This window comes from Citrobacter sp. Cc139 (assembly GCF_030334645.1).
GTDB classification, from domain to species: Bacteria; Pseudomonadota; Gammaproteobacteria; order Enterobacterales; family Enterobacteriaceae; genus Citrobacter; species Citrobacter werkmanii.
Genome location: NZ_JAOWDM010000076.1, coordinates 298,300 through 324,816 on the forward strand (window position 1 = coordinate 298,300; position 26,517 = coordinate 324,816).

Genomic DNA, 26,517 nt, shown 5'->3' on the forward strand with positions numbered 1-26,517 from the left:
TTCGTGAAATGTGCGAGTAGAATGCCGATTCCGTATTTGTATTACCAATTAATGATCATCTGATGAAGACTGACACTCCCTCTTTTGAAGCACAACAAATTGTGCGTTTACGCCGCAGGGATCAAATCCGTCGACTCCTGGAACGAGACAAAACGCCGTTGGCGATCCTCTTGATGGCCGCGGTAGTGGGGACCGTGACGGGACTAGTGGGCGTGGCGTTTGAGAAAGCGGTGACCTGGGTGCAGAATCAGCGCATCGGCGCGTTGGCTCAGGTTGCGGACCATGCCATTTTGCTGTGGCCGCTGGCGTTTATCCTCTCCGCATTGCTGGCGATGGTCGGCTATTTTCTGGTGCGTAAATTTGCGCCGGAAGCGGGCGGTTCGGGGATCCCAGAGATTGAAGGCGCTTTGGAGGAATTGCGACCTGTGCGCTGGTGGCGCGTTCTGCCGGTGAAATTTATCGGCGGTATGGGTACGCTGGGCGCTGGGATGGTGCTCGGGCGAGAAGGGCCGACCGTGCAGATTGGCGGCAACATTGGGCGTATGGTGCTGGATATTTTTCGTATGCGCAGCGCCGAAGCGCGGCATACTCTGCTGGCTACCGGTGCCGCTGCGGGCCTGTCGGCGGCGTTCAATGCCCCTCTGGCGGGGATCCTGTTCATTATTGAAGAGATGCGTCCGCAGTTTCGCTATAACCTCGTGTCGATCAAAGCCGTGTTTACCGGCGTCATCATGTCGAGCATTGTGTTTCGCGTTTTCAATGGTGAAGCTCCAATTATTGAAGTTGGCAAGCTCTCCAATGCGCCGGTGAATACGCTGTGGCTGTATCTGGTGCTGGGGATTGTTTTTGGCTGCGTCGGACCGTTGTTTAATACCATGGTGTTGCGTACCCAGGATATGTTCCAGCGTTTCCACGGTGGCGAGATTAAAAAATGGGTGCTCATGGGCGGCGCGATTGGCGGCTTGTGCGGGATCCTCGGATTAATTAAACCTGAAGCAGCGGGTGGTGGGTTTAATCTGATCCCGATTGCTGCGGCGGGCAATTTTAGCGTCGGTCTGCTGCTGTTTATCTTTATTGCCCGGGTGATTACCACGCTGCTGTGCTTCTCGTCCGGCGCGCCTGGTGGGATTTTTGCCCCGATGCTGGCGTTGGGTACGCTGCTTGGTACCGCGTTCGGTATGGCCGCAGCGGCCTCTTTTCCGCAGTATCATCTGGAGGCCGGAACTTTTGCCATTGCCGGAATGGGGGCTTTGTTGGCGGCTTCGGTAAGGGCGCCGCTCACCGGTATTGTGTTGGTGCTGGAGATGACCGATAACTATCAGCTCATTTTGCCAATGATTATTACCTGTCTTGGCGCAACACTATTAGCCCAATTTATGGGCGGAAAGCCGCTATACTCGACTATCCTTGCCCGCACGCTGGCAAAACAGGAAGCGGAGCAGGCGGCAAAAAGTCAGGGGACTACCGCTGGCGAGAATACTTGAACGAAATACCAGGGTATTAGATAATGGCTTTAACCATTGGGTTATAATTTGCCCAATTGCCAATGTCGTTTGGAGCAAAATATGAGTGATGACGTAGCGCTGCCACTGCAATTTACTGAAGCAGCAGCCAAGAAAGTAAAAAGCCTGATCGCTGATGAAGATAACCCGAATCTGAAATTACGCGTGTATATCACCGGCGGTGGTTGCAGCGGTTTCCAGTATGGTTTCACCTTTGATGATCAGGTGAACGATGGTGATATGACCATTGAGAAACAAGGTGTTGGTCTGGTGGTTGATCCGATGAGCCTGCAATATCTGGTGGGTGGTTCGGTTGACTATACCGAAGGTCTGGAAGGTTCCCGCTTCGTTGTGACTAATCCGAATGCTAAAAGCACCTGCGGGTGTGGTTCTTCTTTCAGCATCTGATTGCTGTCTGTAATACTGATGGTCTGATGTTGTAGGCCCGGTAAGCGCAGCGCCACCGGGCAATGTGCCGGATGGCGGCGTAAACGCCTTATCCGGCCTACATGTTCTGTATCGTCATATCAACGCCCGTTATCATCCAGCGCAAACGTCGGCAATTTCAAATGCCAGCGAATGGCGGCCAGTCGAATCAGCAGGGTGACAATCATCCCCATCATACTGGCGTTTTCCAGTGAAACATCAAAGGTATAAAACGCGGTCGCATGTACGATCCCGCCGATAATACAGGCTGTAGCGTAGATTTCGGTGCGCAAAATCATCGGCACTTCACGGGCTAATACGTCACGAATGATCCCACCGCCAACGCCGGTAATCACGCCCATACAAATTGCCACCAGAGGCCCTGTTCCGGCAATAAAAGCTTTGTTGACGCCAATACCCACGAATACCGCCAGACCAACGGCATCCAGCACCGGCAGGATCCACTTCGACAACCGTCGGGGCTGACGCACCAGCAGGATCGTCAGCATGCTGGTGATCATCGCCACCACCAGATCGGTAGGATCCTTAACCCAAAAAACCGGTCCGTTATCCAGCGCCATATCGCGGATCGTCCCGCCACCGACGGCTGTTACCACGCCTAAGACCAGAACGCCGAAGGGATCCATACGCAGTTTTCCGGCAAGCAATACGCCAGAGATAGCAAATACCGCGGTACCGACAATATCCAGCCAATAGACGAGCATGTTTAAATCCTCACAACAAACCTGGTGGGGGCAGGCGCTAATTTACCTGTGAAAGCGCATTGCAGAGTTGTTTTGCGGCGAGGATAATACGCGGGCTCGCACGTTCGAACCAATCACTATTAAGGGTAATAACCGGGATTTTAAGCTGATTTCCCCAAAATTGCTCAATTTTCAGCGTTTCGCCCGAACCACCGGTGGCAACGATAGCCTGCGGCGCTCTTGCCAGGACCTGTTCACGGCTAACCTGCGGCCATGGAACCCGACTGCCGGCAAAAATGTTTTCTCCGCCGCATACCTCAAGAACCTCATGCTGAATGGAGCCTTTTCCACTGGTAAACAGAGGATTCGCCCCAAACTGCAGAAACACGCGTTTTTTCGGTTTGTTGGCATACTGAGATTTTAGTAAAGCGTATTCATCAAGCAATGTTTTTGCCGCCTGTTTGGCCTGCTCTGGCCTGGGGCTCCATGGCGCCAATTGGCGTAGCGCATCGGCGACCTGCTCAATGGTAACGGCATCCACCCACATGACCTTAATGCCCAGCGCGGTTAGCTGATTAACCTGCCGCTCAGCATTTCCTCCGCGCCAGGCGACGACCAAATCCGGTTTCAGCGCCACAATGCGTTCCAGATTCATGCCTTGCCAGGTTGAGACCTCTTCAATATTTTGGGCCTCGGGTGGGTAATTGGAGTAGCTGCTGACGCCAACGGGCGTAATGCCTGCGGCAAAGGCGAGTTCAGTATTGGCTGGAGAAAGCGTAACAACACGCGGCGCGGCGTAAAGGAACGCCGGAAGAGTGAAAAGCAGGGCGACCAGCGCCCTGGAGAGTAATTTAGCCATGCGCCAGTTTCTGTACCAGCGTTTCAACCATCAGGCTTGACTGCTTCGCGGCGACCACCAGGAACTCGTCAAAGCTGAGATGGGACTGCTGATCGGCGACGTCGGAGATGGCGCGAACCACGACGAACGGCACGTTAAAATTGTGGCAAACATGCGCAATCGCGGTTGCTTCCATCTCAACGGCAATCGCCTGCGGGAAGTTATGCTTAATTTTAGCCAGGCCGACAGAGCCATTAATGAAGGCATCTCCGCTGACGATAAGCCCACGGACGGCATTCAGATTCAGTTCAGCAATGCAGGCTTCTGCTGCAGCAATCAGCGCAGGATCGGCTTTGAAACCCGCCGGGCAACCCGGTAGCTGACCAAATTCATAGCCAAATGCCGTGACGTCGGCATCGTGATAGCGCGCTTCATCAGAAACCACGATATCGCCGACTTTCAGCGTAGAGGCCAGGCCGCCCGCTGAACCGGTATTGATGATGGCGTCCGGCTTGCAGCGCTCAAGCAGCAACGTAGCGCCCAGTGCCGCAGCGACTTTACCGATGCCTGATTTCAGTAGCGCAACCTCAGTACCATTCAGTTGGCCGGTGTAAATTTCACAACCGCCGAGAGCGATGGTCTGACGGTTTTCGATTTTGTCACGCAGTAGCGTAACTTCTTCTTCCATTGCACCAATGATGCCGATTTTCATAGATTTACTCGCGATAAGCCAGATTTGAGGGCATAGTCTATCATGCGCTTACGGGGTAGCGCATTTCTCAGGCGGGAGAGGGCATGGCACAGATCGATTTCCGAAAAAAAATAAACTGGCATCGTCGTTACCGTTCGCCGCAGGGCGTGAAGACTGAGCACGAGATCCTGCGTATTTTTGAAAGCGATCGTGGACGCATTATCAATTCTCCGGCAATTCGCCGACTGCAACAAAAGACCCAGGTCTTTCCGTTGGAACGTAATGCGGCTGTACGCACGCGTTTGACGCACTCAATGGAAGTTCAGCAGGTTGGTCGCTATATCGCGAAAGAGATCCTCAGCCGACTCAAAGAGCAAAAGTTGCTGGAGCAGTATGGTCTGGATGAACTGACGGGACCATTTGAGAGTATTGTTGAAATGTCCTGCCTGATGCATGACATTGGCAATCCGCCGTTTGGTCACTTTGGTGAAGCGGCGATTAATGACTGGTTCCGCCAGCGACTGTACCCCGCAGATGCGGAAAGTCAGCCACTCAGCGATGACCGTTGCCTGGTGGCGGCATTACGTTTGCGCGAGGGCGAAGAGTCGCTGAATGATATTCGCCGTAAAGTACGACAGGACCTGTGCCATTTTGAGGGGAATGCGCAAGGGATACGTCTGGTACATACCCTGATGCGTATGAATCTTACCTGGGCGCAGGTTGGCGGTATTTTGAAATATACCCGCCCGGCGTGGTGGCGCGGCAATGCGCCCGCAACACACAACTATTTAATGAAGAAACCGGGCTATTATCTTTCCGAAGAATCGTATATTGAGAGATTACGTAAAGAATTATCATTAGCGCCTTACAGTCGCTTTCCATTAACCTGGATTATGGAAGCTGCTGATGATATCTCTTATTGCGTGGCCGATCTGGAAGATGCCGTTGAGAAAAGAATCTTTAGCGTCGAACAACTTTATCAGCATCTGTATGCGGCGTGGGGACACCACGAAAAAGGTTCCCTGTTCAGTCTGGTGGTAGAGAACGCCTGGGAGAAATCACGTTCAAATACATTAAGCCGGAGTACCGAAGATCAGTTCTTTATGTATTTACGCGTTAATACATTGAATAAACTGGTGCCGTACGCTGCCCAGCGATTTATCGATAACTTGCCGCAGATTTTCGAGGGATGTTTTAATCACGCGCTGTTAGAAGATGCCAGTAGCTTCAGCCAGTTGCTGGGCGTCTATAAAAATGTGGCGATAAAACATGTCTTTAGCCACCCAGACGTAGAGCAACTGGAGTTACAGGGCTATCGGGTGATAAGCGGGCTGCTGGAAATCTATCAACCGTTATTAAAAATGACTCAGTCAGATTTTACGGAACTGGTCGAAAATGAAAGAGTAAAACGTTTTCCTATCGAGTCCCGGTTATTTCAGAAGTTGTCTACTCGCCATCGCCTTGCTTATGTTGAGGCGGTCAGTAAAATATCGGCTAGTTGCGCTGAGTTTCCTGTTCTGGAATATTATTATCGCTGCCGTTTGATTCAGGATTATATCAGCGGGATGACAGATTTATATGCCTGGGATGAATATCGTCGGTTGATGGCAGTAGAACAATAAATAATCATTTGTAAAGATCGACAATAAAATTTTACTTTTTCCTTAAACTTAAATCTGGAACTTAGCGCTATAAAACGACTCTGACGTATACAGCAATTTTGCGTTACCTGTTAATCGAGAACGAAACACATGAAAAAAACCACATTAGCAATGAGTGCACTGGCTCTGAGTTTAGGTTTGGCGTTGTCCCCCTTGTCTGCAACAGCGGCTGAAACGGCGTCTTCAGCAACGACCGCCCAACAGATGCCAAGCCTGGCCCCGATGCTTGAAAAAGTGATGCCATCGGTGGTGAGTATTAACGTCGAGGGGAGCACGACGGTGAATACGCCGCGCATGCCGCGTAATTTCCAGCAGTTCTTCGGTGATAATTCCCCGTTCTGCCAGGACGGTTCTCCGTTCCAGAGTTCCCCGTTCTGCCAGGGCGGCGCACCGGGCGCTGACAACGGCGGCGGCCAGCAGCAAAAATTTATGGCGCTGGGCTCCGGCGTAATTATTGATGCTGCGAAAGGGTATGTTGTGACCAATAACCACGTGGTGGATAACGCCACGGTAATTAAGGTTCAACTAAGCGATGGCCGTAAGTTTGACGCGAAGATCGTGGGTAAAGATCCGCGCTCCGATATCGCGTTGATCCAGATTCAGGATCCGAAAAACCTGACGGCAATTAAGCTGGCGGATTCCGACGCGCTGCGCGTGGGGGATTACACCGTGGCAATTGGCAACCCGTTTGGCCTCGGTGAGACCGTGACCTCCGGTATCGTTTCTGCGCTGGGTCGTAGCGGCCTGAATGCGGAAAACTACGAGAACTTTATCCAGACGGATGCTGCGATCAACCGGGGCAACTCCGGTGGCGCACTGGTCAACCTGAACGGTGAGCTGATCGGGATTAACACCGCGATCCTCGCGCCGGACGGCGGTAATATCGGGATCGGTTTTGCAATCCCAAGCAACATGGTGAAAAACCTGACCTCGCAGATGGTTGAGTTCGGCCAGGTTAAACGTGGCGAGCTGGGCATCATGGGTACCGAGCTGAGCTCTGAGCTGGCGAAAGCGATGAAAGTTGACGCCCAGCGTGGCGCATTCGTCAGCCAGGTCATGCCGAACTCTTCCGCAGCGAAAGCGGGTATTAAAGCCGGGGATGTGATTACCTCCCTGAACGGTAAACCTATCAGCAGCTTTGCCGCACTGCGTGCGCAGGTGGGAACTATGCCGGTAGGCAGCAAAATTAACCTTGGCCTGCTGCGCGACGGTAAGCCTGTTACTGTGAATCTGGAACTGCAGCAGAGCAGCCAGACCCAGGTTGATTCCAGCTCTATCTTCAAAGGCATTGAAGGTGCCGATATGAGCAACAAAGGCCAGGACAAAGGGGTCGTGGTAAGCGACGTGAAACCGAATTCTCCGGCTGCACAGATTGGCCTGAAGAAAGGGGATGTGATTATCGGTGCTAACCAGCAACCGGTGAAAAATATCGCCGAACTGCGCAAAATTCTCGACAGCAAACCCGCTGTACTGGCGCTGAACATTCAGCGTGGCGACAGCTCCATCTATCTGTTGATGCAGTAATCTCCCTCAACCCCTTCCTGCACAGGAAGGGGTTTCTTTTTGTGATACCTCCCACAACTCCATACTTCTCTCTTCCGCTTTGTGCATTTGCACAATGTCGTCGCTTGTTATCTTCCTTATGCTTGAGCTCTGCTCACAGGAGGGGTTTATGGCTGGCTGGCATCTCGATACCAAAATGGCGCAGGATATCGTGGCGCGTACCATGCGCATCATTGATACCAATATCAACGTAATGGATGCCCGTGGGCGGATAATCGGCAGCGGCGATCGCGAACGAATTGGTGAATTGCACGAAGGCGCGCTGCTGGTGCTTTCTCAGGGGCGGGTGGTCGATATTGACGATGCGGTTGCACGGCATTTACACGGCGTGCGACAGGGGATTAATCTGCCGCTGCGTCTTGACGGCGAAATCGTTGGCGTTATCGGTCTTACCGGCGAACCGGAACATCTGCGCAAATACGGCGAATTGGTATGTATGACCGCCGAAATGATGCTGGAACAGTCGCGTCTGATGCATCTTTTAGCCCAGGACAGCCGTCTGCGCGAAGAATTGGTGATGAACCTGATTCAGGCGGAAGAAAATACCCCAGCGCTAATGGAATGGGCGCAGCGTTTAGGCATCGATTTGAACCAGCCGCGCGTGGTAGCGGTAGTCGAAGTCGACAGCGGTCAGCTTGGTGTTGACAGCGCGATGGCTGAACTACAGCAATTACAGAATGCGTTGACCACGCCAGAGCGTAATAATCTGATTGCGATTGTTTCCCTGACTGAGATGGTGGTGCTGAAACCCGCGCTCAATCAGTTTGGCCGCTGGGATGCCGAAGATCATCGCAAGCGCGTTGAACAGCTCATTGCCCGGATGAAAGAGAACGGACAGCTGCGTTTTCGCGTCTCGCTCGGCAACTATTTTACCGGACCTGGCAGCATTGCCCGTTCGTATCGTACGGCGCGTACCACCATGATGGTCGGTAAGCAGCGGATGCCGGAAAGCCGAAGCTATTTCTATCAGGATCTGATGCTGCCGGTACTGCTGGACAGCCTGCGCGGCGGCTGGCAGGCCAATGAGCTGGCGCGTCCGTTGGTACGTTTAAAAGCAATGGATAACAACGGCTTGCTGCGTCGGACATTAGCAGCATGGTTTCGGCATAACGTTCAGCCGCTGGCGACCTCAAAAGCCTTGTTTATTCATCGCAATACGCTGGAGTATCGCCTGAATCGTATTTCAGAACTGACCGGGCTGGATTTGGGGAATTTTGACGACAGGCTGCTGCTGTATGTGGCGTTGCAGTTAGATGAGCAGCATTGATTGCCTGATGGCGCTACGCTTATCAGGCAAAATGCCGGGTGGCGGCTTCGCCTTACCCGGCCTACGAATACATCCACTCGCGGTTATTTACGCGTGAGTTTTTCCAGATCGGCTTCAATTTCGCTGATCTTGTTGGTCACGACGCTTTCCAGATGACGTAAATCATCGAGGATCTTACGTTTAAGATCGACTTCGCTGCGATCGCGCTGGCAGATCTGATCCAGTTCATCGATCACATAGCGCAGGTTGGGGCTGATCTCCTGCACTTCTTTATAACCCTGGCCGACGCCATCGGCGACAACCGTTTTACGCTGACGGGGATATTTGAACTTCACGCTCTTGGCAAAAAACTCGCCTTTATCCTTCTGGAAATAGATTTTCAGGATATCGTTATTGGCTTCTTGCCGCAGGCTGTAACGATCGATCTCTTCAGGATTAGTAATGCCCAGACTTTTTAGATTGTCATACATAGCGGTACCCTTAAGCTCACTATAACCATTGAATAATTAACGAAAAGCCTTGTTTACGCCACTCGCAGATGTAAAAAAAGCGGGCTAAGCCCGCTTTTTCAAATTGCTGTTAGTCGATGGTGCGTAACAGTTCGTTGATTCCCACTTTGCCACGCGTTTTGGCATCAACCTTTTTCACTATCACCGCGCAGTACAGGCTGTATTTGCCATCTTTCGACGGCAGGTTGCCGGAGACGACAACGGAGCCCGCCGGAACGCGGCCATAATGTACTTCGCCCGTTTCGCGATCGTAAATACGGGTGCTCTGGCCGATGTACACGCCCATGGAGATAACGGATCCTTCTTCGACGATCACACCTTCTACGACTTCAGAACGCGCGCCGATGAAGCAGTTGTCTTCAATGATGGTCGGGTTAGCCTGTAACGGCTCCAGTACGCCGCCAATGCCAACGCCGCCGGACAAGTGTACGTTTTTACCGATTTGCGCACAGGACCCGACTGTCGCCCAAGTATCAACCATCGTACCTTCATCAACATAAGCGCCGATGTTCACGTAAGACGGCATCAGCACGGTGTTACGGGCGATAAACGCGCCCTGACGTACTGCCGCAGGCGGCACCACGCGGAAACCTTCTTTCTGAAAACGCGCTTCGTCATAGTCGGCGAATTTCATCGGCACTTTATCGAAGTAACGGCTTTCCGCACCATCGATAACCTGATTATCGTTAATACGAAAAGAGAGCAGGACCGCTTTTTTCAGCCACTGATGCGTGACCCACTGACCCTCAATCTTTTCTGCGACGCGCAGAGCACCGGAATCCAGTAAAGAAATAACCTGATTCACCGCTTCGCGGGTTACGGTATCCACATTTGCCGGAGTAATGTCGGCACGGCGCTCGAAAGCGGATTCAATAACGTTCTGTAACTGCTGCATTGTTAAACTCTTTCCATAATAAATAAAAACATCACCCTTTATCGTTTGGATTGAGGGCCTCTGTCAACCGTTGATGCACTTCCTGCTGCAGCTCATTATTAAGGGCGCGCCGGTCGGCGGTGGCGATTATGAATAAATCTTCTACTCGCTCGCCAATTGTTGTAATTCGGGCGCCATGCAGCGAAATTCCCAGATCGGCAAAAATCTGCCCGACCCGCGCCAGCAGTCCTGGCTGGTCGAGAGCGATAAGCTCGAGGAATGATTTTCGATCGGTATGGGTCGGCAGAAAAGTCACTTCGGTATCGACGGTAAAATGGCGTAATTTTGCCGGCTGGCGACGTGGTTGCGGCGGTTGCCAGCTACGCTGAGTGATCGCCTGTTCCAGCCCAAAACGGATCGCTTCGTGTCGGTCTGACGACAGCGGGCTACCGTCCGGCTCCAGCACAATGAATGTATCCATCGCCATTCCATCGCGGGTGGTGAAAATCTGCGCATCGTGGACGCTCAGATTACGCCGGTCCAGCTCGGCGCAAACGGCGGCAAACAGATACGGGCGATCCGGACTCCAGATAAAGATTTCCGTTCCTCCACGCGTTGCCTGCGGGCTAAGCAGAATGAGCGGCTCTTTGAGGTCATGTTGTAAGAGATGACGCGCATGCCAGGCCAGTTGATTTGGACTGTGGCGCACGAAATAGTTTGCCCGACAGCGTGACCAGATATGGTGCAGCGCTTCTTCATCAATGTTATCCATCCGCAATAACGCCAGCGCCTGAAGCTGATGGTGACGCACGCGCTCGCGCATATCCGGCGTGTTTTGCATCCCACGACGTAGCTGTTTTTCCGTGGCAAAGTACAGCTCGCGCAGCAGGCTTTGCTTCCAGCTATTCCACAGCGTTTCGTTGGTGGCGCAAATATCCGCGACGGTCAGGCACACCAAAAAGCGCAGGCGGTGTTCCGTTTGCACTTCTTCGGCGAATTGCTTAATCACTTCGGGATCCTGAATATCGCGACGTTGAGCGGTTACTGACATCAGTAAATGCTGGCGCACCAGCCACATGATCAGCTGTGTTTCGCGGGAGTTCAGGCCGTGCAGTTCGGCGAATTTGAGTACGTCCTGAGCACCGAGAACCGAATGATCGCCACCGCGGCCTTTGGCGATATCATGGAACAAAGCGGCAATCAGAATCAGCTCCGGCTGCCGCAGGCGCGGCCACAGATCCACACACAGCGGATGGCGTTGGCGGGTCGCTTCGTTGGCAAAACTTTCCAGCTTGAGCATCACGCGGATGGTGTGTTCATCTACCGTATAGGCATGAAACAGGTCAAACTGCATTTGGCCGACGATATGCGACCATTGCGGCATATAGGCCCACAATACGCTGTGGCGATGCATCGGCAGCAGGCCGCGGCTCACCGCGCCCGGATGGCGTAACATGCTGAGAAACAGCGAGCGCGCTTCCGGGATGTAGCATAACGGCTGCGTTAAATGACGGCGGGCATGGCGCAGATGGCGCAGCGTGGTGGAGTAAATCCCGCTGATTGCGCTGTTACGCACCATGATGTAAAACATCCGCAATATCGCTTCGGGTTTACGGATAAACAGGTCATCGCTGCGCAGATCAATCAAGGAGCCGCGCAGTTGAAAGTCGTCATCAATCGGACGCGGCTTTTCGTCGGCGGGCATGGCGAGGATCGCCTCGTCGAACAGCTGCAACAGCATGTGGTTCAGTTCGCTGACCCGTCGCGTAACGCGGAAATAGTCTTTCATCATCCGCTCGATTGGCTCGTTGCCCTCGCCGCCGTAGTTTAGCCGTTGGGCTACGCTGAGCTGACGATCAAACAGCAGGCGGTTATCGTAACGACTCACGATCAGGTGCAGAGCAAAGCGTATGCGCCACAGGATATGCAAGCATTCATTCAGCTCGGCACGCTCCGCCAGCGTCAAAAAACCAAAACCAACCATTTCATCCAGCGACGTGGCGCCAAAATGGCGGCGGGCGACCCATTGTAGAGTGTGGATGTCGCGCAGGCCGCCGGGGCTGCTTTTGATATCGGGTTCCAGATTGTAGCTGGTGCCGTGATAACGCTGGTGACGTTGATTTTGCTCTTCCACTTTGGCGGCGTAAAACTTATCGGACGGCCAGAAACCTTCGCTAAAAATATGCTTTTGTAGCTCGAGAAACAGCGCCACGTCGCCAATCAGCAGGCGTGTTTCTATCAGATTGGTGGCGACGGTTAAATCTGATAAACCTTCCAGCAGACACTCTTCCAGCGTACGCACGCTGTGGCCCACTTCCAGCCTCACGTCCCACAACAGCGTTAACAGCTCTCCGACTTTTTCGGCCTGCGCGTCAGGTAGCTTTTTACGGCTGAGGATCAACAGGTCGATATCGGAAAGCGGGTGCAGTTCGCCACGCCCGTAACCCCCAACGGCAACCAGCGCCAGGTCGGCAATTTGGCCAAAACCGGCTTCAATCCACAGGCGCTGTAGCAACTGGTCAATAAATTCGGTACGGGCCTCAATAAGCTGTTCAGCGGAAATTCCGCTGTCAAACGCTTCGCCTAACCAGCGCTGGAACGTGTCGATATGCGCTTTAATGCCGGCGCAGTTGAGATCGTGCTGTGGCCAGGTTCCGGGATTTTGCGGTTGGCCAGGCAGGGTGGGGAGGGCTGTATTTGCGTGCTGTTCAGGAAGAGTATTCATTATGCGCCACCCATTAAAAAGCCGGATGATGGCGTGAACGCCTTATCCGGCCTACGAAGTAGTACAATTTGTAGGCCTGATAAGATGCGAATGCATCGCCATCAGGCAAAACATTATTCGTCGTGTGTGATGATCGCCGGGATGGTGTCATCCTTGCGTAACGTTAGGATCTCACAGCCGTTTTCCGTCACCACAATAGTATGCTCGTACTGAGCAGACAAGCTGCGGTCTTTGGTTTTCACCGTCCAGCCGTCTTTCATGGTGCGGATGCGGTAATCACCGGCATTCAGCATCGGTTCTACGGTGAAAGTCATGCCCGGCTGCAGTACCACGCCGCCGTCGTCCGCATCGTAGTGCAGAACCTGAGGCTCCTCGTGGAAGCCGCGACCGATACCGTGACCGCAGTATTCACGTACTACAGAGAAGCCTTCGCCTTCCGCGTATTTCTGAATCGCAGCGCCCAACGTGCGCAGGCGAATGCCCGGTTTAACCATCCGCAGCGCCAGATACAGGCTTTCCTGCGTTACACGGCACAGACGTTCGCCCAGAATGGTGGGTTTGCCGACGATAAACATTTTGGAGGTATCGCCGTGGAATTCGTCTTTAATCACGGTCACGTCGATGTTAACGATATCACCATCTTTCAGGTGCTTCGCGTCGTCCGGGATCCCGTGGCACACCACTTCGTTAATCGAGATACACACGGATTTAGGGTAACCGTGGTAGCCCAGGCACGCGGAAATGGCCTGCTGCTCATTAACGATATAGTCATTACAGATGCGATCCAGTTCTCCGGTGCTGACGCCCGGTTTAATGAACGGTTCGATCATCTCCAGTACTTCCGCCGCCAGACGGCCAGCGACGCGCATTTTTTCGATTTCTTCAGGGGTCTTGATTGAGATAGCCATGAATTCTGTCCATCAGTGCCGATTATTTTCGGCAATAATTGTGTAAGTGCTGACAATGGTATCAGTCAGGGGTGTACCCTGCCAAATTGAGAATCATTCTGAACTTCGCCTTTCGTGCCACAGGTGCGTTGGCTACATTTTTTCACCCCAGTCACTTACTGGCCGTAAGCTCCCGGGGATTCAAAAATTTGCCGCCTGCCTGTAACACGAAATTCATCGTTCAATTCAGCACTGAGTGCCAACAATTATTGGTGTCGGTGGCGTATTTGTGGTATAAAGCGCGCCGGACTTCCGATCCATTCGAAGACTACACACGATGGACGGGAGCGACAAATCTCACTTTGTGTAACAACACACACGTATCGGCACATATTCCGGGGTGCCCTTTGGGGTCGGTAATATGGGATGCGTGGAGGCTTAACCCCAACTTTTATATATAGAGGTTTTAATCATGGCAACTGTTTCCATGCGCGACATGCTCAAGGCTGGTGTTCACTTTGGTCACCAGACCCGTTACTGGAACCCGAAAATGAAGCCGTTCATCTTCGGTGCGCGTAACAAAGTTCACATCATCAACCTTGAGAAAACTGTACCGATGTTCAACGAAGCTCTGGCTGAACTGAACAAGATCTCTGCTCGTAAAGGTAAAATCCTTTTCGTTGGTACTAAACGCGCTGCAAGCGAAGCGGTGAAAGAAGCTGCTAACAGCTGCGACCAGTTCTTCGTGAACCATCGCTGGCTGGGCGGTATGCTGACTAACTGGAAAACCGTTCGTCAGTCCATCAAACGTCTGAAAGATCTGGAAACTCAGTCTCAGGACGGTACTTTCGAAAAGCTGACCAAGAAAGAAGCGCTGATGCGTACTCGTGAGCTTGAGAAACTGGAAAACAGCCTGGGCGGTATCAAAGACATGGGCGGTCTGCCGGACGCTCTGTTCGTAATCGATGCTGACCACGAGCACATTGCTATCAAAGAAGCAAACAACCTGGGTATCCCGGTATTTGCTATCGTTGATACCAACTCTGATCCGGACGGTGTTGACTTCGTTATCCCGGGTAACGACGACGCAATCCGTGCTGTGACCCTGTACTTGGGCGCTGTAGCTACTACCGTTCGTGAAGGCCGTTCTCAGGATCTGGCTTCCCAGGCGGAAGAAAGCTTCGTAGAAGCTGAATAATAAGGCACGCTCGTTCGAGCCCCCTTATAAACCAGGTAGTATCACGTTTGGTTAGGGGCCCTTTAGGCCCCTTTTTCACTTTTAAATCTGTGCGGTTTCATGCCGGGCAGATCAAATCTTCCGAGGATTTTAGAATGGCTGAAATTACCGCATCCCTGGTAAAAGAGCTGCGTGAGCGTACTGGCGCAGGCATGATGGATTGCAAAAAAGCACTGACTGAAGCTAATGGCGACATCGAGCTGGCAATCGAAAACATGCGTAAGTCCGGCGCAATCAAAGCGGCGAAAAAAGCAGGCAACGTTGCTGCTGACGGCGTAATCAAAACCAAAATCGACGGCAACATCGCTTTCATTCTGGAAGTTAACTGCCAGACTGACTTCGTTGCTAAAGATGCTGGTTTCCAGGCATTTGCTGACAAAGTACTGGACGCTGCCGTTGCTGGCAAAATCACTGACGTTGAAGTTCTGAAAGCACAGTTCGAAGAAGAACGTGTTGCGCTGGTTGCTAAAATCGGTGAGAACATCAACATTCGTCGCGTGGCTTCCCTGGAAGGCGAAGTTCTGGGTAACTACCAGCACGGTGCGCGTATCGGTGTTCTGGTTGCTGCTACTGGCGCTGACGAAGAACTGGTTAAACAGCTGGCAATGCACGTTGCTGCAAGCAAACCAGAATTCGTTAAGCCGGAAGACGTTTCTGCTGAAGTGGTAGAGAAAGAATACCAGGTTCAGCTGGACATCGCCATGCAGTCTGGCAAGCCGAAAGAAATCGCAGAGAAAATGGTTGAAGGCCGTATGAAGAAATTCACCGGCGAAGTTTCTCTGACTGGTCAGCCTTTCGTTATGGAACCGAGCAAATCTGTTGGTCAGCTGCTGAAAGAGCACAACGCTGACGTAACTGGTTTCATCCGCTTCGAAGTGGGTGAAGGCATCGAGAAAGTTGAGACTGACTTTGCAGCAGAAGTTGCTGCGATGTCCAAGCAGTCTTAATTTTTAAAGGAGCCGCCTGAGGGCGGCTTCTTTTTGTGTCTGGCTTGTAAATTCAGCGAACCGCTATAGTGGTCATGCTGAAAAGCGACATACAATGTCGCCGGAATTAACTCATCTCATTCGTTGACAGTCTCAGGAAAGAAACATGGCTACCAATGCAAAACCCGTCTACAAACGTATTCTGCTTAAGTTAAGTGGCGAAGCTCTGCAAGGTTCAGAAGGCTTCGGTATTGATGCAAGCATACTTGACCGTATGGCTCAGGAAATCAAAGAGCTGGTTGAGCTGGGTATTCAGGTTGGCGTAGTGATTGGTGGCGGTAACCTGTTCCGTGGTGCTGGTCTGGCGAAAGCAGGGATGAACCGCGTTGTGGGCGACCACATGGGCATGTTAGCCACCGTAATGAACGGTCTGGCGATGCGCGATGCGCTTCACCGCGCCTATGTGAACGCTCGCTTGATGTCCGCCATTCCTCTGAACGGCGTGTGTGATAACTACAGCTGGGCGGAAGCTATCAGCCTGCTGCGTAACAACCGCGTTGTTATTTTGTCTGCAGGTACCGGCAATCCGTTCTTCACTACTGATTCAGCAGCCTGTCTGCGCGGTATTGAAATTGAAGCGGATGTGGTACTGAAAGCAACCAAAGTGGACGGCGTATTTACTGCCGACCCGGCTAAAGATCCTACGGCGACCATGTACGAACAGTTGACCTACACTGAAGTACTGGATAAAGAGCTGAAAGTGATGGATCTGGCGGCGTTCACGCTGGCTCGTGACCACAAATTACCGATTCGTGTCTTTAACATGAACAAACCGGGTGCGCTGCGCCGTGTTGTTATGGGTGAAAAAGAAGGCACGTTAATCACGGAATAATTCCCGTTGCGGCTAAATGCAGGTAATATTCCGCTTTAATGTCGCGGGATACGTCCCTCAAAATTAATCAAGACTATACTTGTCACAGCTTGCGTGGTGGGTATGGTCTGACTGAAACGAGCTTTCAAGGATTCGTAACGTGATCAACGATATCAGAAAAGATGCTGAAGTACGCATGGACAAATGCGTCGAAGCGTTCAAAAATCAAATCAGCAAAATTCGTACGGGCCGTGCTTCTCCTAGCCTGCTGGATGGTATTGTCGTGGAATATTACGGCACGCCGACTCCGCTGCGCCAGCTGGCAAGCGTAACGGTTGAAGATTCCCGTACCCTGAAAATCAACGTGTTTGACCGTTCCATGGGACCAGCCGTTGAAAAAGCAATTATGGCTTCCGACCTTGGTCTGAATCCAAGTTCAGCGGGTTCCGACATCCGCGTTCCGCTGCCGCCGCTGACCGAAGAGCGTCGTAAAGATCTGACCAAGATCGTGCGTGGCGAAGCTGAAGGCGCGCGTGTTGCCGTACGTAACGTACGCCGCGATGCAAACGACAAAGTGAAAGCGCTGTTGAAAGATAAAGAGATCAGCGAAGACGACGATCGCCGTTCTCAGGACGAAGTACAGAAACTGACTGACGCAGCGATCAAGAAAGTTGATGCGGCGCTGGCAGAGAAAGAAACGGAACTGATGCAGTTCTGATTCATCTGTACGCTAAAAACGCCGCTTAGAAGGCCTGCAAAGGCTGGATGGCGGCGTTTTGCTTTTTTCTGTCTATACCCTATTTTTCTGGATGTCTCATGAAGCAATTAACCATCCTGGGATCAACCGGTTCCATTGGTTGCAGTACGCTGGATGTAGTACGCCATAACCCGGAAAAATTTCGTGTTGCTGCGTTGGTTGCGGGAAAGAATGTTGCCCGTATGGTGGAGCAATGCCTGGAATTTTCTCCTCGCTATGCGGTAATGGACGATGAAAAAAGCGCGGCATTGCTAAAATCGGCTCTGCTGGAGCAGGGTAGCCGCACTGAAGTTATGAGCGGACAGCAGGCCGCCTGTGATATGGCCGCGCTGGATGATGTTGATCAGGTCATGGCGGCGATTGTCGGCGCAGCGGGCCTGCTGCCGACGCTTTCGGCAATCCGCGCGGGCAAAAGCATTTTGCTGGCGAACAAAGAGTCTCTGGTCACCTGCGGACGTCTGTTTATGGACGACGTGAAACGCCACAAAGCGCAGCTTTTGCCGGTAGATAGCGAGCATAACGCGATTTTTCAGAGTTTACCGCAACCGATCCAACTCAATCTGGGATACGCTGACCTTGAGCAAAACGGCGTCGTGTCCGTACTGCTTACCGGGTCTGGTGGCCCTTTCCGTGAAACGCCATTGCGCGATCTGGTTGCTATGACCCCCGATCAGGCATGTCGTCATCCGAATTGGTCGATGGGACGAAAAATCTCTGTCGATTCAGCCACCATGATGAATAAAGGTCTGGAATACATTGAAGCGCGTTGGTTATTCAATGCCAGCGCAAGCCAGATGGAAGTGCTGATTCATCCGCAGTCGGTTATTCATTCGATGGTACGTTATCAGGATGGCAGCGTTCTGGCGCAGTTGGGGGAACCTGACATGCGTACACCTATTGCCCATACGATGGCATGGCCGGAACGTGTGACGTCTGGCGTTAAGCCTGTCGACTTTTGCCAACTCAGTGCGTTGACGTTTTCCGCACCTGATTATCAGCGCTATCCGTGCCTGAAACTGGCGATGGACGCGTTTGAGCAAGGGCAGGCGGCGACGACCGCCCTGAACGCCGCGAATGAAATTACCGTTGCCGCATTTCTGGCGCAGCAGATTCGATTTACCGATATTGCCGATCTTAATTTATCCGTACTGGATAAGATGGATTTGCAGGAGCCACAGAGCGTTGATGACGTGCTGAAGGTTGATACCATCGCGCGGGAAGTCGCCAGAAAAGAAGTGATGCGACTCTCAAGCTGATGATAATCCCTCTACGGAAGATCGTGCTATTTGTTAGCGTTGGGCTTCAGTGATATAGTCTGCGCCACTCGATCGCGGGTAGTTGCTTTTTTTCGGTCGGGTAAGCCGTGGTTTGACACGGCTTTTTTGTGGATGGGCTTCAGTATTCCTGAGTACCGTAAATCCTTTCAGGGACTAAAAACGCGTTATGTTGTCTGCAACTAAACCATTAAGCGAAAATTTGCCAGCACATGGTTGCCGCCATGTAGCAATCATCATGGATGGCAATGGCCGCTGGGCGAAAAAGCAAGGGAAGATTCGCGCCTTTGGGCATAAGGCCGGAGCAAAATCCGTCCGCCGGGCTGTCTCTTTTGCTGCCAATAACGGTATTGATGCGTTAACGCTGTATGCCTTTAGCAGTGAGAACTGGAACCGACCTGCGCAGGAAGTGAGCGCGTTAATGGAACTGTTTGTGTGGGCGCTTGATAGCGAAGTGAAAAACCTGCACCGCCATAACGTACGTCTGCGTATTATCGGGGATATCAGTCGATTTAACTCACGTTTGCAAGAACGGATTCGCAAATCAGAAGCGCTTACCGCCCAGAATACCGGGTTGACGCTGAATATTGCAGCGAATTACGGTGGACGGTGGGATATTGTCCAGGGAGTCAGGCAACTGGCACAACAGGTGCAGGAAGGTCTGCTGCGTCCAGAGCAAATCGATGAAGAGATGCTTGGGCAGCAAATTTGTATGCATGAACTGGCCCCTGTGGATTTAGTGATAAGGACTGGGGGAGAACATCGAATTAGTAATTTTTTGTTGTGGCAAATTGCCTATGCCGAACTTTACTTTACGGATGTTCTCTGGCCCGATTTCGATGAACAAGACTTTGAAGGTGCGCTGCATGCCTTTGCTAATCGTGAGCGTCGTTTCGGCGGCACCGAGCCCGGTGATGAAAAAGCCTGATGGGGGTCGCTTTTGCTGAAGTATCGCCTGATTTCTGCTTTTGTTTTAATACCCGTTGTCATCGCGGCGTTGTTTTTGCTGCCGCCGGTGGGGTTCGCCATTGTTACGCTGGTTGTCTGTATGTTGGCCGCCTGGGAATGGGGACAGTTAAGCGGTTTTACCACGCGTACACAGCGAGTCTGGCTGGCGGTTTTGTGCGGGCTATTGCTGGCGCTAATGCTATTTTTACTGCCAGAATACCATCGCAATATTCATCAGCCGCTGGTTGAAGTATCGCTATGGGCGTCGCTGGGTTGGTGGATCGTCGCGCTGTTACTGGTACTGTTTTACCCAGGTTCTGCGTCGGTCTGGCGTAATTCCAAAACATTACGCATAATTTTCGGCGTGCTAACCATTGTTCCTTTCTTTTGGGGAATGCTGGCGCTACGGGCATGGCACTATGATGAAAATCATTATAGTGGCGCGCTATGGCTGCTGTATGTCATGATCCTCGTCTGGGGAGCGGACTCTGGCGCGTATATGTTTGGTAAGCTGTTTGGCAAACACAAACTGGCGCCGAAGGTTTCTCCTGGTAAAACCTGGCAGGGTTTTATTGGCGGACTCGCCACTGCGGCCGTAATCTCATGGGGTTATGGCATGTGGGCGAATCTTGAAGTTGCGCCTGTCACCTTGCTCATTTGCTCCATCGTTGCAGCCCTGGCCTCCGTGCTGGGTGACCTGACTGAGAGTATGTTTAAGCGTGAAGCAGGTATTAAGGACAGTGGTCACTTAATTCCAGGACACGGCGGTATTCTGGATCGTATTGATAGCCTGACGGCTGCGGTACCGGTCTTTGCCTGCCTGTTGTTACTGGTATTCAGGACGCTCTAACGGATGGTCTTATGCTGAGTATTCTCTGGAATCTGGCTGCATTCATCGTCGCACTCGGTGTGCTTATCACCGTGCATGAATTTGGTCATTTCTGGGTTGCACGGCGCTGCGGAGTCCGCGTTGAGCGCTTTTCCATTGGCTTTGGAAAAGCGCTTTGGCGTCGTACCGATAAACTGGGTACAGAATACGTCATCGCTCTAATCCCCCTCGGCGGTTACGTCAAAATGCTGGATGAGCGCGCTGAACCGGTGGTACCGGAGCTGCGCCATTACGCTTTCAACAATAAAACGGTTGGGCAGCGCGCGGCTATTATCGCCGCAGGTCCGATCGCAAACTTCCTTTTTGCTATTTTCGCTTATTGGCTGGTGTTTATCATTGGCGTTCCTGGCGTTCGTCCGGTTGTTGGTGAAATAACACCCAACTCGATTGCTGCGCAGGCGCAAATTCAGCCTGGTACGGAACTAAAAGCGGTTGATGGTATCGAAACCCCTGATTGGGATGCCGTGAGACTGCAGTTGGTTTCCAAAATTGGCGATGAGCATACAACGCTCAGCGTGGCGCAGTTTGGCAGTAACCAGCGGCAGGACAAAACGCTGGATTTGCGCCATTGGGCATTTGAGCCAGACAAACAGGATCCCGTCGCCAGTTTAGGGATTCGCCCACGCGGTCCGCAGATTGAATCGGTGCTGTCAGAAGTGCAGGCTAACTCGGCTGCAAGTAAGGCGGGTTTGCAAGCTGGCGACAGGATCGTTAAAGTCAATGGTCAGCCGCTGACGCAATGGATGATGTTCGTGACGCTGGTGCGCGATAATCCGGATAAGCCGTTAGCGCTAGATATTGAAAGACAAGGCAGTTCCTTGTCTTTAACGTTAACCCCGGATTCAAAACAGGTTAACGGGAAGGCAGAAGGTTTTGCGGGCGTGGTGCCTAAAATTATTCCTCTGCCTGATGAGTATAAGACTGTACGCCAGTATGGACCCTTCAGCGCCATCGTCGAAGCCTCGGATAAAACGTGGCAGTTGATGAAGCTGACGGTCAGTATGCTGGGAAAATTGATTACCGGTGATGTAAAACTGAACAACCTCAGTGGGCCGATTTCTATCGCCCAGGGGGCTGGGATGTCAGCGGAGTTCGGGGTGATTTATTACCTGATGTTCCTTGCGCTTATCAGCGTGAACTTAGGGATAATTAACCTGTTTCCGTTGCCCGTTCTTGACGGGGGGCATCTGCTGTTCCTGGCGATTGAAAAGCTGAAGGGCGGTCCGGTATCCGAGCGGGTTCAAGACTTTAGTTATCGCATTGGCTCTATCTTGCTGGTGTTGTTAATGGGGCTTGCACTTTTCAATGATTTCTCTCGGTTGTAAGAGAGTGTTAGGAAGAACGCATAATAACGATGGCGATGAAAAAGTTGCTCATAGCGTCGCTGCTGTTTAGCAGCGCCACCGTATACGGTGCTGAAGGGTTCGTAGTGAAGGACATTCATTTCGAAGGCCTACAGCGAGTCGCCGTTGGTGCGGCTCTCCTGAGTATGCCGGTGCGCACAGGCGACACGGTTAATGATGAAGACATCAGTAATACCATTCGTGCTCTGTTCGCCACCGGTAACTTTGAGGATGTCCGCGTCCTGCGCGATGGTGATACCCTTCTGGTTCAGGTAAAAGAACGTCCGACGATTGCCAGCATTACTTTCTCCGGTAACAAATCGGTGAAAGACGACATGCTGAAGCAAAACCTCGAGGCGTCTGGCGTACGTGTTGGCGAGTCTCTGGATCGCACCACGCTTGCCGATATCGAAAAAGGCCTGGAAGATTTCTACTATAGCGTCGGTAAGTACAGCGCCAGTGTGAAAGCGGTGGTAACGCCGTTGCCGCGTAACCGCGTTGACCTCAAACTGGTCTTCCAGGAAGGTGTTTCGGCGAAGATCCAACAGATCAATATCGTCGGCAACCATGCCTTCTCGACTGACGAACTAATCTCTCACTTCCAACTGCGTGATGAAGTGCCGTGGTGGAACGTAGTGGGCGATCGTAAATACCAGAAACAGAAACTCGCGGGCGATCTCGAAACCCTGCGCAGCTACTATCTGGATCGCGGTTATGCTCGCTTTAATATCGATTCTACCCAGGTAAGCCTGACGCCGGATAAAAAAGGTATCTACATCACCGTTAACATCACTGAAGGCGATCAGTACAAGCTTTCTGGGGTAGAGGTGAGCGGTAACCTGGCCGGACACTCCGCCGAAATTGAGAGCCTGACCAAAATCGAGCCAGGCGAACTCTATAACGGTACCAAAGTGACCAAAATGGAAGATGATATCAAGAAGCTACTGGGGCGCTATGGCTATGCCTATCCGCGCGTACAGTCGCAGCCTGAAATCAACGATGCCGACAAAACCGTTAAATTACGCGTAAATGTGGATGCGGGTAACCGTTTCTATGTGCGTAAGATTCGCTTTGAAGGTAACGACACGTCTAAAGACTCCGTTCTGCGTCGCGAAATGCGTCAGATGGAAGGCGCATGGTTGGGCAGCGATCTGGTCGACCAGGGTAAAGAACGTCTGAACCGTCTGGGTTACTTTGAAACCGTCGATACCGATACTCAGCGTGTTCCGGGCCGTCCGGATCAGGTTGATGTGGTCTATAAGGTGAAAGAGCGTAACACCGGTAGCTTTAACTTCGGCGTCGGTTACGGTACCGAGAGCGGCGTGAGCTTCCAGGCGGGCGTTCAGCAGGATAACTGGTTAGGTACCGGTTATTCCGTCGGGATTAACGGCACTAAAAACGACTACCAGACCTATACTGAGCTATCTGTCACCAACCCGTACTTCACCGTTGACGGTGTGAGCCTTGGCGGCCGCGTCTTCTATAACGACTTTGAAGCGGATGATGCAGACCTGTCCGACTATACCAACAAAAGTTATGGTACTGACGTAACGCTCGGCTTCCCGGTTAACGAATACAATACGCTGCGTGCTGGCTTGGGTTATGTACATAACAAACTGTCCAACATGCAGCCGCAGATCGCGATGGATCGTTATCTTGAGTCGATGGGACAACCCGCTGATACCAGCAGTTTTGCCGCTGATGACTTCACCTTCAACTACGGTTGGACGTACAACAAGTTAGACCGTGGTTATTTCCCGACAGACGGTTCGCGTGTCAACCTGAATGGTAAAGTGACCATTCCGGGTTCTGATAACGAATACTACAAATTGTCGATGGATACCGCGACCTACGTGCCGATTGATGACGATCACAAATGGGTTGTCCTGGGCCGTACCAAGTGGGGTTATGGTGATGGCATCGGTAGTAAAGAGATGCCGTTCTACGAGAACTTCTATGCTGGTGGTTCCAGTACCGTGCGTGGTTTCCAGTCGAATACTATCGGCCCGAAAGCTGTTTATAAAAATGGCGCCCACACGAGCTGGGACGATAATAATGATTACGAAGACTGTACTCAGGAAGCTGGCTGTAAATCTGATGATGCGGTAGGTGGTAACGCCATGGCTGTCGCCAGCCTGGAGTTTATTACTCCGACGCCGTTCATCAGCGACAAGTATGCCAACTCGGTCCGTACCTCGTTCTTCTGGGATATGGGTACCGTTTGGGATACGAACTGGGATCCGTCATCTGCGCCGTCGGATGTACCGGACTATAGCGATCCGAGCAATATCCGTATGTCAGCAGGTATCGCTTTACAATGGATGTCCCCATTGGGGCCGTTGGTTTTCTCCTACGCCCAACCGTTCAAGAAGTACGATGGAGACAAAGCGGAACAGTTCCAGTTTAACATTGGTAAAACCTGGTAATTGTTCTTCGCAAAGGAATGTAGTGGTAGTGTAGCGCTGACTTTAGGCGATCTTGCATGGGATCGCCTGGCCACGCAAAGAACTGTACCTTCGGGTGCAAATGGGATGGTAAGGAGTTAATTGTGAAAAAGTGGTTATTAGCTGCAGGTCTCGGTTTAGCGATGGCAACGTCCGCACAGGCCGCTGACAAAATTGCAATCGTCAACATGGGTAGCCTGTTCCAACAGGTTGCACAGAAGACAGGTGTTTCCGCTACGCTGGAAAACGAGTTCAAAGGCCGTGCCAGCGAACTGCAACGTATGGAATCCGATCTGCAATCTAAAATGCAGCGTCTGCAATCAATGAAAGCGGGTAGCGATCGTACCAAGCTGGAAAAAGACGTTATGGCTCAGCGTCAGACTTTCTCACAGAAAGCTCAGGCTTTTGAGCAGGATCGTGCGCGTCGTTCCAACGAAGAACGTGGCAAACTGGTTACTCGTATCCAGACAGCTGTGAAATCTGTTGCTAACAGCCAGAGCATCGATCTGGTCGTTGACGCAAACACCGTTGCATACAATAGCAGCGATGTAAAAGACATCACCGCTGACGTACTGAAACAGGTTAAATAAGTAATGCCTTCAATTCGACTGGCTGATTTAGCAGAGCAGTTGGATGCAGAATTACACGGTGATGGCGATATCGTCATCACCGGCGTAGCGTCCATGCAATCTGCGCAAACTGGCAATATCACGTTTATGGTGAATCCTAAGTACCGTGAACACTTAGGCGTATGCCAGGCTTCTGCCGTTGTCATGACGCAGGACGATCTTCCTTTTGCTAAGAGTGCAGCGCTGGTAGTGAAGAATCCCTACCTGACCTATGCTCGTATGGCGCAAATTTTAGATACCACGCCGCAGCCCGCACAAAACGTTGCACCGAGTGCAGCGATCGATGCGACGGCGAAGCTGGGTAAAAATGTCTCTGTGGGCGCAAATGCGGTCATTGAGTCTGGCGTAGAACTGGGCGATAACGTGGTTATTGGCGCAGGCTGCTTCGTCGGAAAAAATACAAAAATCGGCGCAGGTTCTCGCTTGTGGGCGAATGTGACGATTTACCACGACATTCAGATCGGTGAGAATTGCCTGATCCAATCCAGCACTGTCGTCGGTTCGGATGGATTTGGTTACGCGAACGATCGCGGTAACTGGGTGAAGATCCCGCAGCTTGGTCGCGTGATTATCGGCGATCGCGTCGAGATCGGCGCTTGTACTACCATTGACCGTGGTGCCCTGGACGATACTGTGATCGGTAATGGTGTTATCATTGATAATCAGTGCCAGATTGCACATAACGTTGTGATTGGCGACAATACGGCGGTAGCCGGTGGCGTCATTATGGCGGGTAGCCTGAAGATTGGCCGTTACTGCATGATTGGCGGCGCCAGCGTGATCAATGGGCATATGGAAATATGCGACAAAGTCACGGTAACTGGCATGGGTATGGTGATGCGTCCTATCACGGAACCTGGCGTCTACTCCTCAGGCATTCCGCTACAACCCAATAAGGTATGGCGTAAAACAGCTGCACTGGTGATGAATATTGATGATATGAGCAAGCGCCTCAAAGCGATTGAGCGCAAGGTTAATCAACAAGACTAAAGCACCTTTTTTGCATGTCTGACTTTTCGGCCTGTCCCATTCATACGATTGCGACAGGCCGTGTTATTATTGCCTTTTAGTATATTTTGACAGGAAGAGTATTTTGACTACTAACACTCATACTCTGCATATTGAAGAGATTTTAGAACTTCTGCCGCACCGTTTTCCGTTTCTGCTGGTTGACCGCGTGCTGGATTTTGAAGAAGGTCGTTTTCTGCGCGCAGTGAAAAATGTATCCGTTAATGAGCCTTTCTTCCAGGGCCACTTCCCGGGCAAACCTATTTTCCCTGGCGTACTGATTCTGGAAGCGATGGCGCAGGCCACCGGTATCCTCGCATTTAAAAGCGTAGGAAAACTGGAACCAGGCGAACTGTACTATTTCGCGGGTATTGACGAAGCACGCTTTAAGCGTCCTGTCGTGCCGGGCGATCAGATGATCATGGAAGTGACTTTCGAGAAAACGCGCCGTGGCCTGACCCGTTTTAAAGGGGTTGCGCTGGTCGACGGTAAAGTTGTGTGCGAAGCAACGATGATGTGTGCCCGTAGCCGGGAGGCCTGATAC

General features: G+C 51.9%; 24 protein-coding genes and 1 pseudogene. 18 read left to right on the forward strand and 7 right to left on the reverse strand.

Annotated features, from left to right (window positions below; all coding sequences use genetic code 11):
- Nucleotides 1–62: 62 nt before the first annotated feature.
- The 3 genes and pseudogenes from clcA (at nucleotide 63) to erpA (ending at nucleotide 1,910) form a co-directional block, all read left to right on the forward strand.
- Nucleotides 63–1,484, forward strand: coding sequence for a H(+)/Cl(-) exchange transporter ClcA (gene clcA / locus OGV69_RS10975; protein WP_038637374.1), 1,422 nt, complete (start codon nucleotides 63–65; stop codon nucleotides 1,482–1,484).
- Between the two features lie 23 nt (nucleotides 1,485–1,507).
- Nucleotides 1,508–1,573, forward strand: a pseudogene (yadW, locus tag OGV69_RS10980) (small protein YadW).
- Complete coding sequence (gene erpA / locus OGV69_RS10985; protein WP_069324026.1) at nucleotides 1,566–1,910, forward strand: iron-sulfur cluster insertion protein ErpA; 345 nt, start codon at nucleotides 1,566–1,568, stop codon at nucleotides 1,908–1,910. The pseudogene yadW and the gene erpA overlap by 8 nt, the downstream one beginning before the upstream one ends.
- Before the next feature lie 119 nt (nucleotides 1,911–2,029).
- Here the strand turns inward: erpA and OGV69_RS10990 are convergent, their stop codons facing one another.
- The 3 genes from OGV69_RS10990 to mtnN are packed head-to-tail and all read right to left on the reverse strand — an operon-like array spanning nucleotide 2,030 to nucleotide 4,182.
- Entirely contained in the window at nucleotides 2,030–2,653 is a 624-nt protein-coding gene (locus tag OGV69_RS10990; protein ID WP_069324025.1) for a TRIC cation channel family protein, read from the reverse strand.
- 37 nt (nucleotides 2,654–2,690) lie between these two features.
- Nucleotides 2,691–3,491 carry a vitamin B12 ABC transporter substrate-binding protein BtuF gene (gene btuF, locus OGV69_RS10995; RefSeq protein WP_069324024.1) on the reverse strand — a complete coding sequence of 267 codons (801 nt, stop codon included), beginning with the start codon at nucleotides 3,489–3,491 and terminating at the stop codon, nucleotides 2,691–2,693.
- Nucleotides 3,484–4,182: a 5'-methylthioadenosine/S-adenosylhomocysteine nucleosidase gene (gene mtnN, locus OGV69_RS11000; protein WP_038637386.1), complete on the reverse strand. Its 699-nt coding sequence runs from the start codon at nucleotides 4,180–4,182 to the stop codon at nucleotides 3,484–3,486. The genes btuF and mtnN overlap by 8 nt, the downstream gene beginning before the upstream one ends.
- Nucleotides 4,183–4,265: 83 nt before the next feature.
- Between mtnN and dgt the strand changes: the two genes are divergently transcribed.
- The 3 genes from dgt (at nucleotide 4,266) to cdaR (ending at nucleotide 8,652) form a co-directional block, all read left to right on the forward strand.
- Nucleotides 4,266–5,783 carry a dGTPase gene (dgt, locus tag OGV69_RS11005; protein ID WP_069324023.1) on the forward strand — a complete coding sequence of 506 codons (1,518 nt, stop codon included), beginning with the start codon at nucleotides 4,266–4,268 and terminating at the stop codon, nucleotides 5,781–5,783.
- Between the two features lie 129 nt (nucleotides 5,784–5,912).
- A complete protein-coding gene (gene degP / locus OGV69_RS11010; RefSeq protein WP_005132129.1) occupies nucleotides 5,913–7,346 on the forward strand; it encodes a serine endoprotease DegP in 1,434 nt (477 codons plus the stop codon).
- A 148-nt stretch (nucleotides 7,347–7,494) separates the two neighbouring features.
- Nucleotides 7,495–8,652, forward strand: a complete 1,158-nt coding sequence (gene cdaR / locus OGV69_RS11015) for a DNA-binding transcriptional regulator CdaR (protein ID WP_038637395.1) — start codon at nucleotides 7,495–7,497, stop codon at nucleotides 8,650–8,652.
- An 83-nt stretch (nucleotides 8,653–8,735) separates the two neighbouring features.
- Here the strand turns inward: cdaR and OGV69_RS11020 are convergent, their stop codons facing one another.
- The 4 genes from OGV69_RS11020 to map all read right to left on the reverse strand — a co-directional run bounded on the left by OGV69_RS11020 (nucleotide 8,736) and on the right by map (nucleotide 13,668).
- Nucleotides 8,736–9,122 (reverse strand): DUF3461 family protein, encoded by a 387-nt coding sequence (locus OGV69_RS11020; RefSeq protein ID WP_003018562.1) that lies wholly within the window; start codon nucleotides 9,120–9,122, stop codon nucleotides 8,736–8,738.
- A gap of 109 nt (nucleotides 9,123–9,231) precedes the next feature.
- Nucleotides 9,232–10,056: a 2,3,4,5-tetrahydropyridine-2,6-dicarboxylate N-succinyltransferase gene (gene dapD, locus OGV69_RS11025; RefSeq protein ID WP_006686779.1), complete on the reverse strand. Its 825-nt coding sequence runs from the start codon at nucleotides 10,054–10,056 to the stop codon at nucleotides 9,232–9,234.
- A 31-nt stretch (nucleotides 10,057–10,087) separates the two neighbouring features.
- Nucleotides 10,088–12,760: a bifunctional uridylyltransferase/uridylyl-removing protein GlnD gene (gene glnD, locus OGV69_RS11030; protein WP_069324022.1), complete on the reverse strand. Its 2,673-nt coding sequence runs from the start codon at nucleotides 12,758–12,760 to the stop codon at nucleotides 10,088–10,090.
- 113 nt (nucleotides 12,761–12,873) lie between these two features.
- On the reverse strand, nucleotides 12,874–13,668 hold the full coding sequence (gene map, locus OGV69_RS11035) for a type I methionyl aminopeptidase (protein ID WP_038637400.1): 795 nt from the start codon (nucleotides 13,666–13,668) through the stop codon (nucleotides 12,874–12,876).
- A 451-nt stretch (nucleotides 13,669–14,119) separates the two neighbouring features.
- On the opposite strand from map, the gene rpsB reads away from it, so the two are divergent.
- The 12 genes from rpsB to fabZ all read left to right on the forward strand — a co-directional run bounded on the left by rpsB (nucleotide 14,120) and on the right by fabZ (nucleotide 26,514).
- Nucleotides 14,120–14,845, forward strand: coding sequence for a 30S ribosomal protein S2 (gene rpsB / locus OGV69_RS11040; RefSeq protein ID WP_003018553.1), 726 nt, complete (start codon nucleotides 14,120–14,122; stop codon nucleotides 14,843–14,845).
- A gap of 134 nt (nucleotides 14,846–14,979) precedes the next feature.
- Entirely contained in the window at nucleotides 14,980–15,831 is an 852-nt protein-coding gene (gene tsf / locus OGV69_RS11045) for a translation elongation factor Ts (protein WP_003018551.1), read from the forward strand.
- Between the two features lie 145 nt (nucleotides 15,832–15,976).
- Nucleotides 15,977–16,702 (forward strand): UMP kinase, encoded by a 726-nt coding sequence (pyrH, locus tag OGV69_RS11050; RefSeq protein ID WP_003018549.1) that lies wholly within the window; start codon nucleotides 15,977–15,979, stop codon nucleotides 16,700–16,702.
- Nucleotides 16,703–16,841: 139 nt separating this feature from the next.
- Nucleotides 16,842–17,399, forward strand: coding sequence for a ribosome recycling factor (frr, locus tag OGV69_RS11055; protein WP_006686783.1), 558 nt, complete (start codon nucleotides 16,842–16,844; stop codon nucleotides 17,397–17,399).
- Nucleotides 17,400–17,497: 98 nt separating this feature from the next.
- Nucleotides 17,498–18,694 (forward strand): 1-deoxy-D-xylulose-5-phosphate reductoisomerase, encoded by a 1,197-nt coding sequence (gene ispC, locus OGV69_RS11060; RefSeq protein WP_038637403.1) that lies wholly within the window; start codon nucleotides 17,498–17,500, stop codon nucleotides 18,692–18,694.
- A gap of 187 nt (nucleotides 18,695–18,881) precedes the next feature.
- The gene (gene ispU / locus OGV69_RS11065) at nucleotides 18,882–19,640 is read left to right on the forward strand and encodes a (2E,6E)-farnesyl-diphosphate-specific ditrans,polycis-undecaprenyl-diphosphate synthase (protein WP_032940405.1); all 759 of its coding nucleotides are present in this window, start codon (nucleotides 18,882–18,884) and stop codon (nucleotides 19,638–19,640) included.
- A 12-nt stretch (nucleotides 19,641–19,652) separates the two neighbouring features.
- Nucleotides 19,653–20,510 (forward strand): phosphatidate cytidylyltransferase, encoded by an 858-nt coding sequence (cdsA, locus tag OGV69_RS11070; protein WP_038637406.1) that lies wholly within the window; start codon nucleotides 19,653–19,655, stop codon nucleotides 20,508–20,510.
- A gap of 11 nt (nucleotides 20,511–20,521) precedes the next feature.
- Nucleotides 20,522–21,874: a sigma E protease regulator RseP gene (gene rseP / locus OGV69_RS11075; RefSeq protein WP_038637407.1), complete on the forward strand. Its 1,353-nt coding sequence runs from the start codon at nucleotides 20,522–20,524 to the stop codon at nucleotides 21,872–21,874.
- 29 nt (nucleotides 21,875–21,903) lie between these two features.
- Nucleotides 21,904–24,318, forward strand: coding sequence for an outer membrane protein assembly factor BamA (gene bamA, locus OGV69_RS11080; RefSeq protein ID WP_038637411.1), 2,415 nt, complete (start codon nucleotides 21,904–21,906; stop codon nucleotides 24,316–24,318).
- 122 nt (nucleotides 24,319–24,440) lie between these two features.
- The gene (gene skp, locus OGV69_RS11085; protein WP_016151765.1) at nucleotides 24,441–24,926 is read left to right on the forward strand and encodes a molecular chaperone Skp; all 486 of its coding nucleotides are present in this window, start codon (nucleotides 24,441–24,443) and stop codon (nucleotides 24,924–24,926) included.
- A gap of 3 nt (nucleotides 24,927–24,929) precedes the next feature.
- Nucleotides 24,930–25,955 carry a UDP-3-O-(3-hydroxymyristoyl)glucosamine N-acyltransferase gene (lpxD, locus tag OGV69_RS11090; protein WP_038637414.1) on the forward strand — a complete coding sequence of 342 codons (1,026 nt, stop codon included), beginning with the start codon at nucleotides 24,930–24,932 and terminating at the stop codon, nucleotides 25,953–25,955.
- A gap of 103 nt (nucleotides 25,956–26,058) precedes the next feature.
- Nucleotides 26,059–26,514, forward strand: coding sequence for a 3-hydroxyacyl-ACP dehydratase FabZ (fabZ, locus tag OGV69_RS11095; protein ID WP_003018528.1), 456 nt, complete (start codon nucleotides 26,059–26,061; stop codon nucleotides 26,512–26,514).
- Nucleotides 26,515–26,517: the final 3 nt, after the last annotated feature.

Bases quoted from the DNA above. Each gene is read 5' to 3' on its own strand.
- clcA (WP_038637374.1), top strand. From the start codon at position 63: ATGAAGACTGACACTCCCTCTTTTGAAGCACAACAAATTGTGCGTTTA.
- erpA (WP_069324026.1), top strand. From the start codon at position 1,566: ATGAGTGATGACGTAGCGCTGCCACTGCAATTTACTGAAGCAGCAGCC.
- OGV69_RS10990 (WP_069324025.1), bottom strand. From the start codon at position 2,653: ATGCTCGTCTATTGGCTGGATATTGTCGGTACCGCGGTATTTGCTATC.
- btuF (WP_069324024.1), bottom strand. From the start codon at position 3,491: ATGGCTAAATTACTCTCCAGGGCGCTGGTCGCCCTGCTTTTCACTCTT.
- mtnN (WP_038637386.1), bottom strand. From the start codon at position 4,182: ATGAAAATCGGCATCATTGGTGCAATGGAAGAAGAAGTTACGCTACTG.
- dgt (WP_069324023.1), top strand. From the start codon at position 4,266: ATGGCACAGATCGATTTCCGAAAAAAAATAAACTGGCATCGTCGTTAC.
- degP (WP_005132129.1), top strand. From the start codon at position 5,913: ATGAAAAAAACCACATTAGCAATGAGTGCACTGGCTCTGAGTTTAGGT.
- cdaR (WP_038637395.1), top strand. From the start codon at position 7,495: ATGGCTGGCTGGCATCTCGATACCAAAATGGCGCAGGATATCGTGGCG.
- OGV69_RS11020 (WP_003018562.1), bottom strand. From the start codon at position 9,122: ATGTATGACAATCTAAAAAGTCTGGGCATTACTAATCCTGAAGAGATC.
- dapD (WP_006686779.1), bottom strand. From the start codon at position 10,056: ATGCAGCAGTTACAGAACGTTATTGAATCCGCTTTCGAGCGCCGTGCC.
- glnD (WP_069324022.1), bottom strand. From the start codon at position 12,760: ATGAATACTCTTCCTGAACAGCACGCAAATACAGCCCTCCCCACCCTG.
- map (WP_038637400.1), bottom strand. From the start codon at position 13,668: ATGGCTATCTCAATCAAGACCCCTGAAGAAATCGAAAAAATGCGCGTC.
- rpsB (WP_003018553.1), top strand. From the start codon at position 14,120: ATGGCAACTGTTTCCATGCGCGACATGCTCAAGGCTGGTGTTCACTTT.
- tsf (WP_003018551.1), top strand. From the start codon at position 14,980: ATGGCTGAAATTACCGCATCCCTGGTAAAAGAGCTGCGTGAGCGTACT.
- pyrH (WP_003018549.1), top strand. From the start codon at position 15,977: ATGGCTACCAATGCAAAACCCGTCTACAAACGTATTCTGCTTAAGTTA.
- ispC (WP_038637403.1), top strand. From the start codon at position 17,498: ATGAAGCAATTAACCATCCTGGGATCAACCGGTTCCATTGGTTGCAGT.
- ispU (WP_032940405.1), top strand. From the start codon at position 18,882: ATGTTGTCTGCAACTAAACCATTAAGCGAAAATTTGCCAGCACATGGT.
- rseP (WP_038637407.1), top strand. From the start codon at position 20,522: ATGCTGAGTATTCTCTGGAATCTGGCTGCATTCATCGTCGCACTCGGT.
- bamA (WP_038637411.1), top strand. From the start codon at position 21,904: ATGGCGATGAAAAAGTTGCTCATAGCGTCGCTGCTGTTTAGCAGCGCC.
- lpxD (WP_038637414.1), top strand. From the start codon at position 24,930: ATGCCTTCAATTCGACTGGCTGATTTAGCAGAGCAGTTGGATGCAGAA.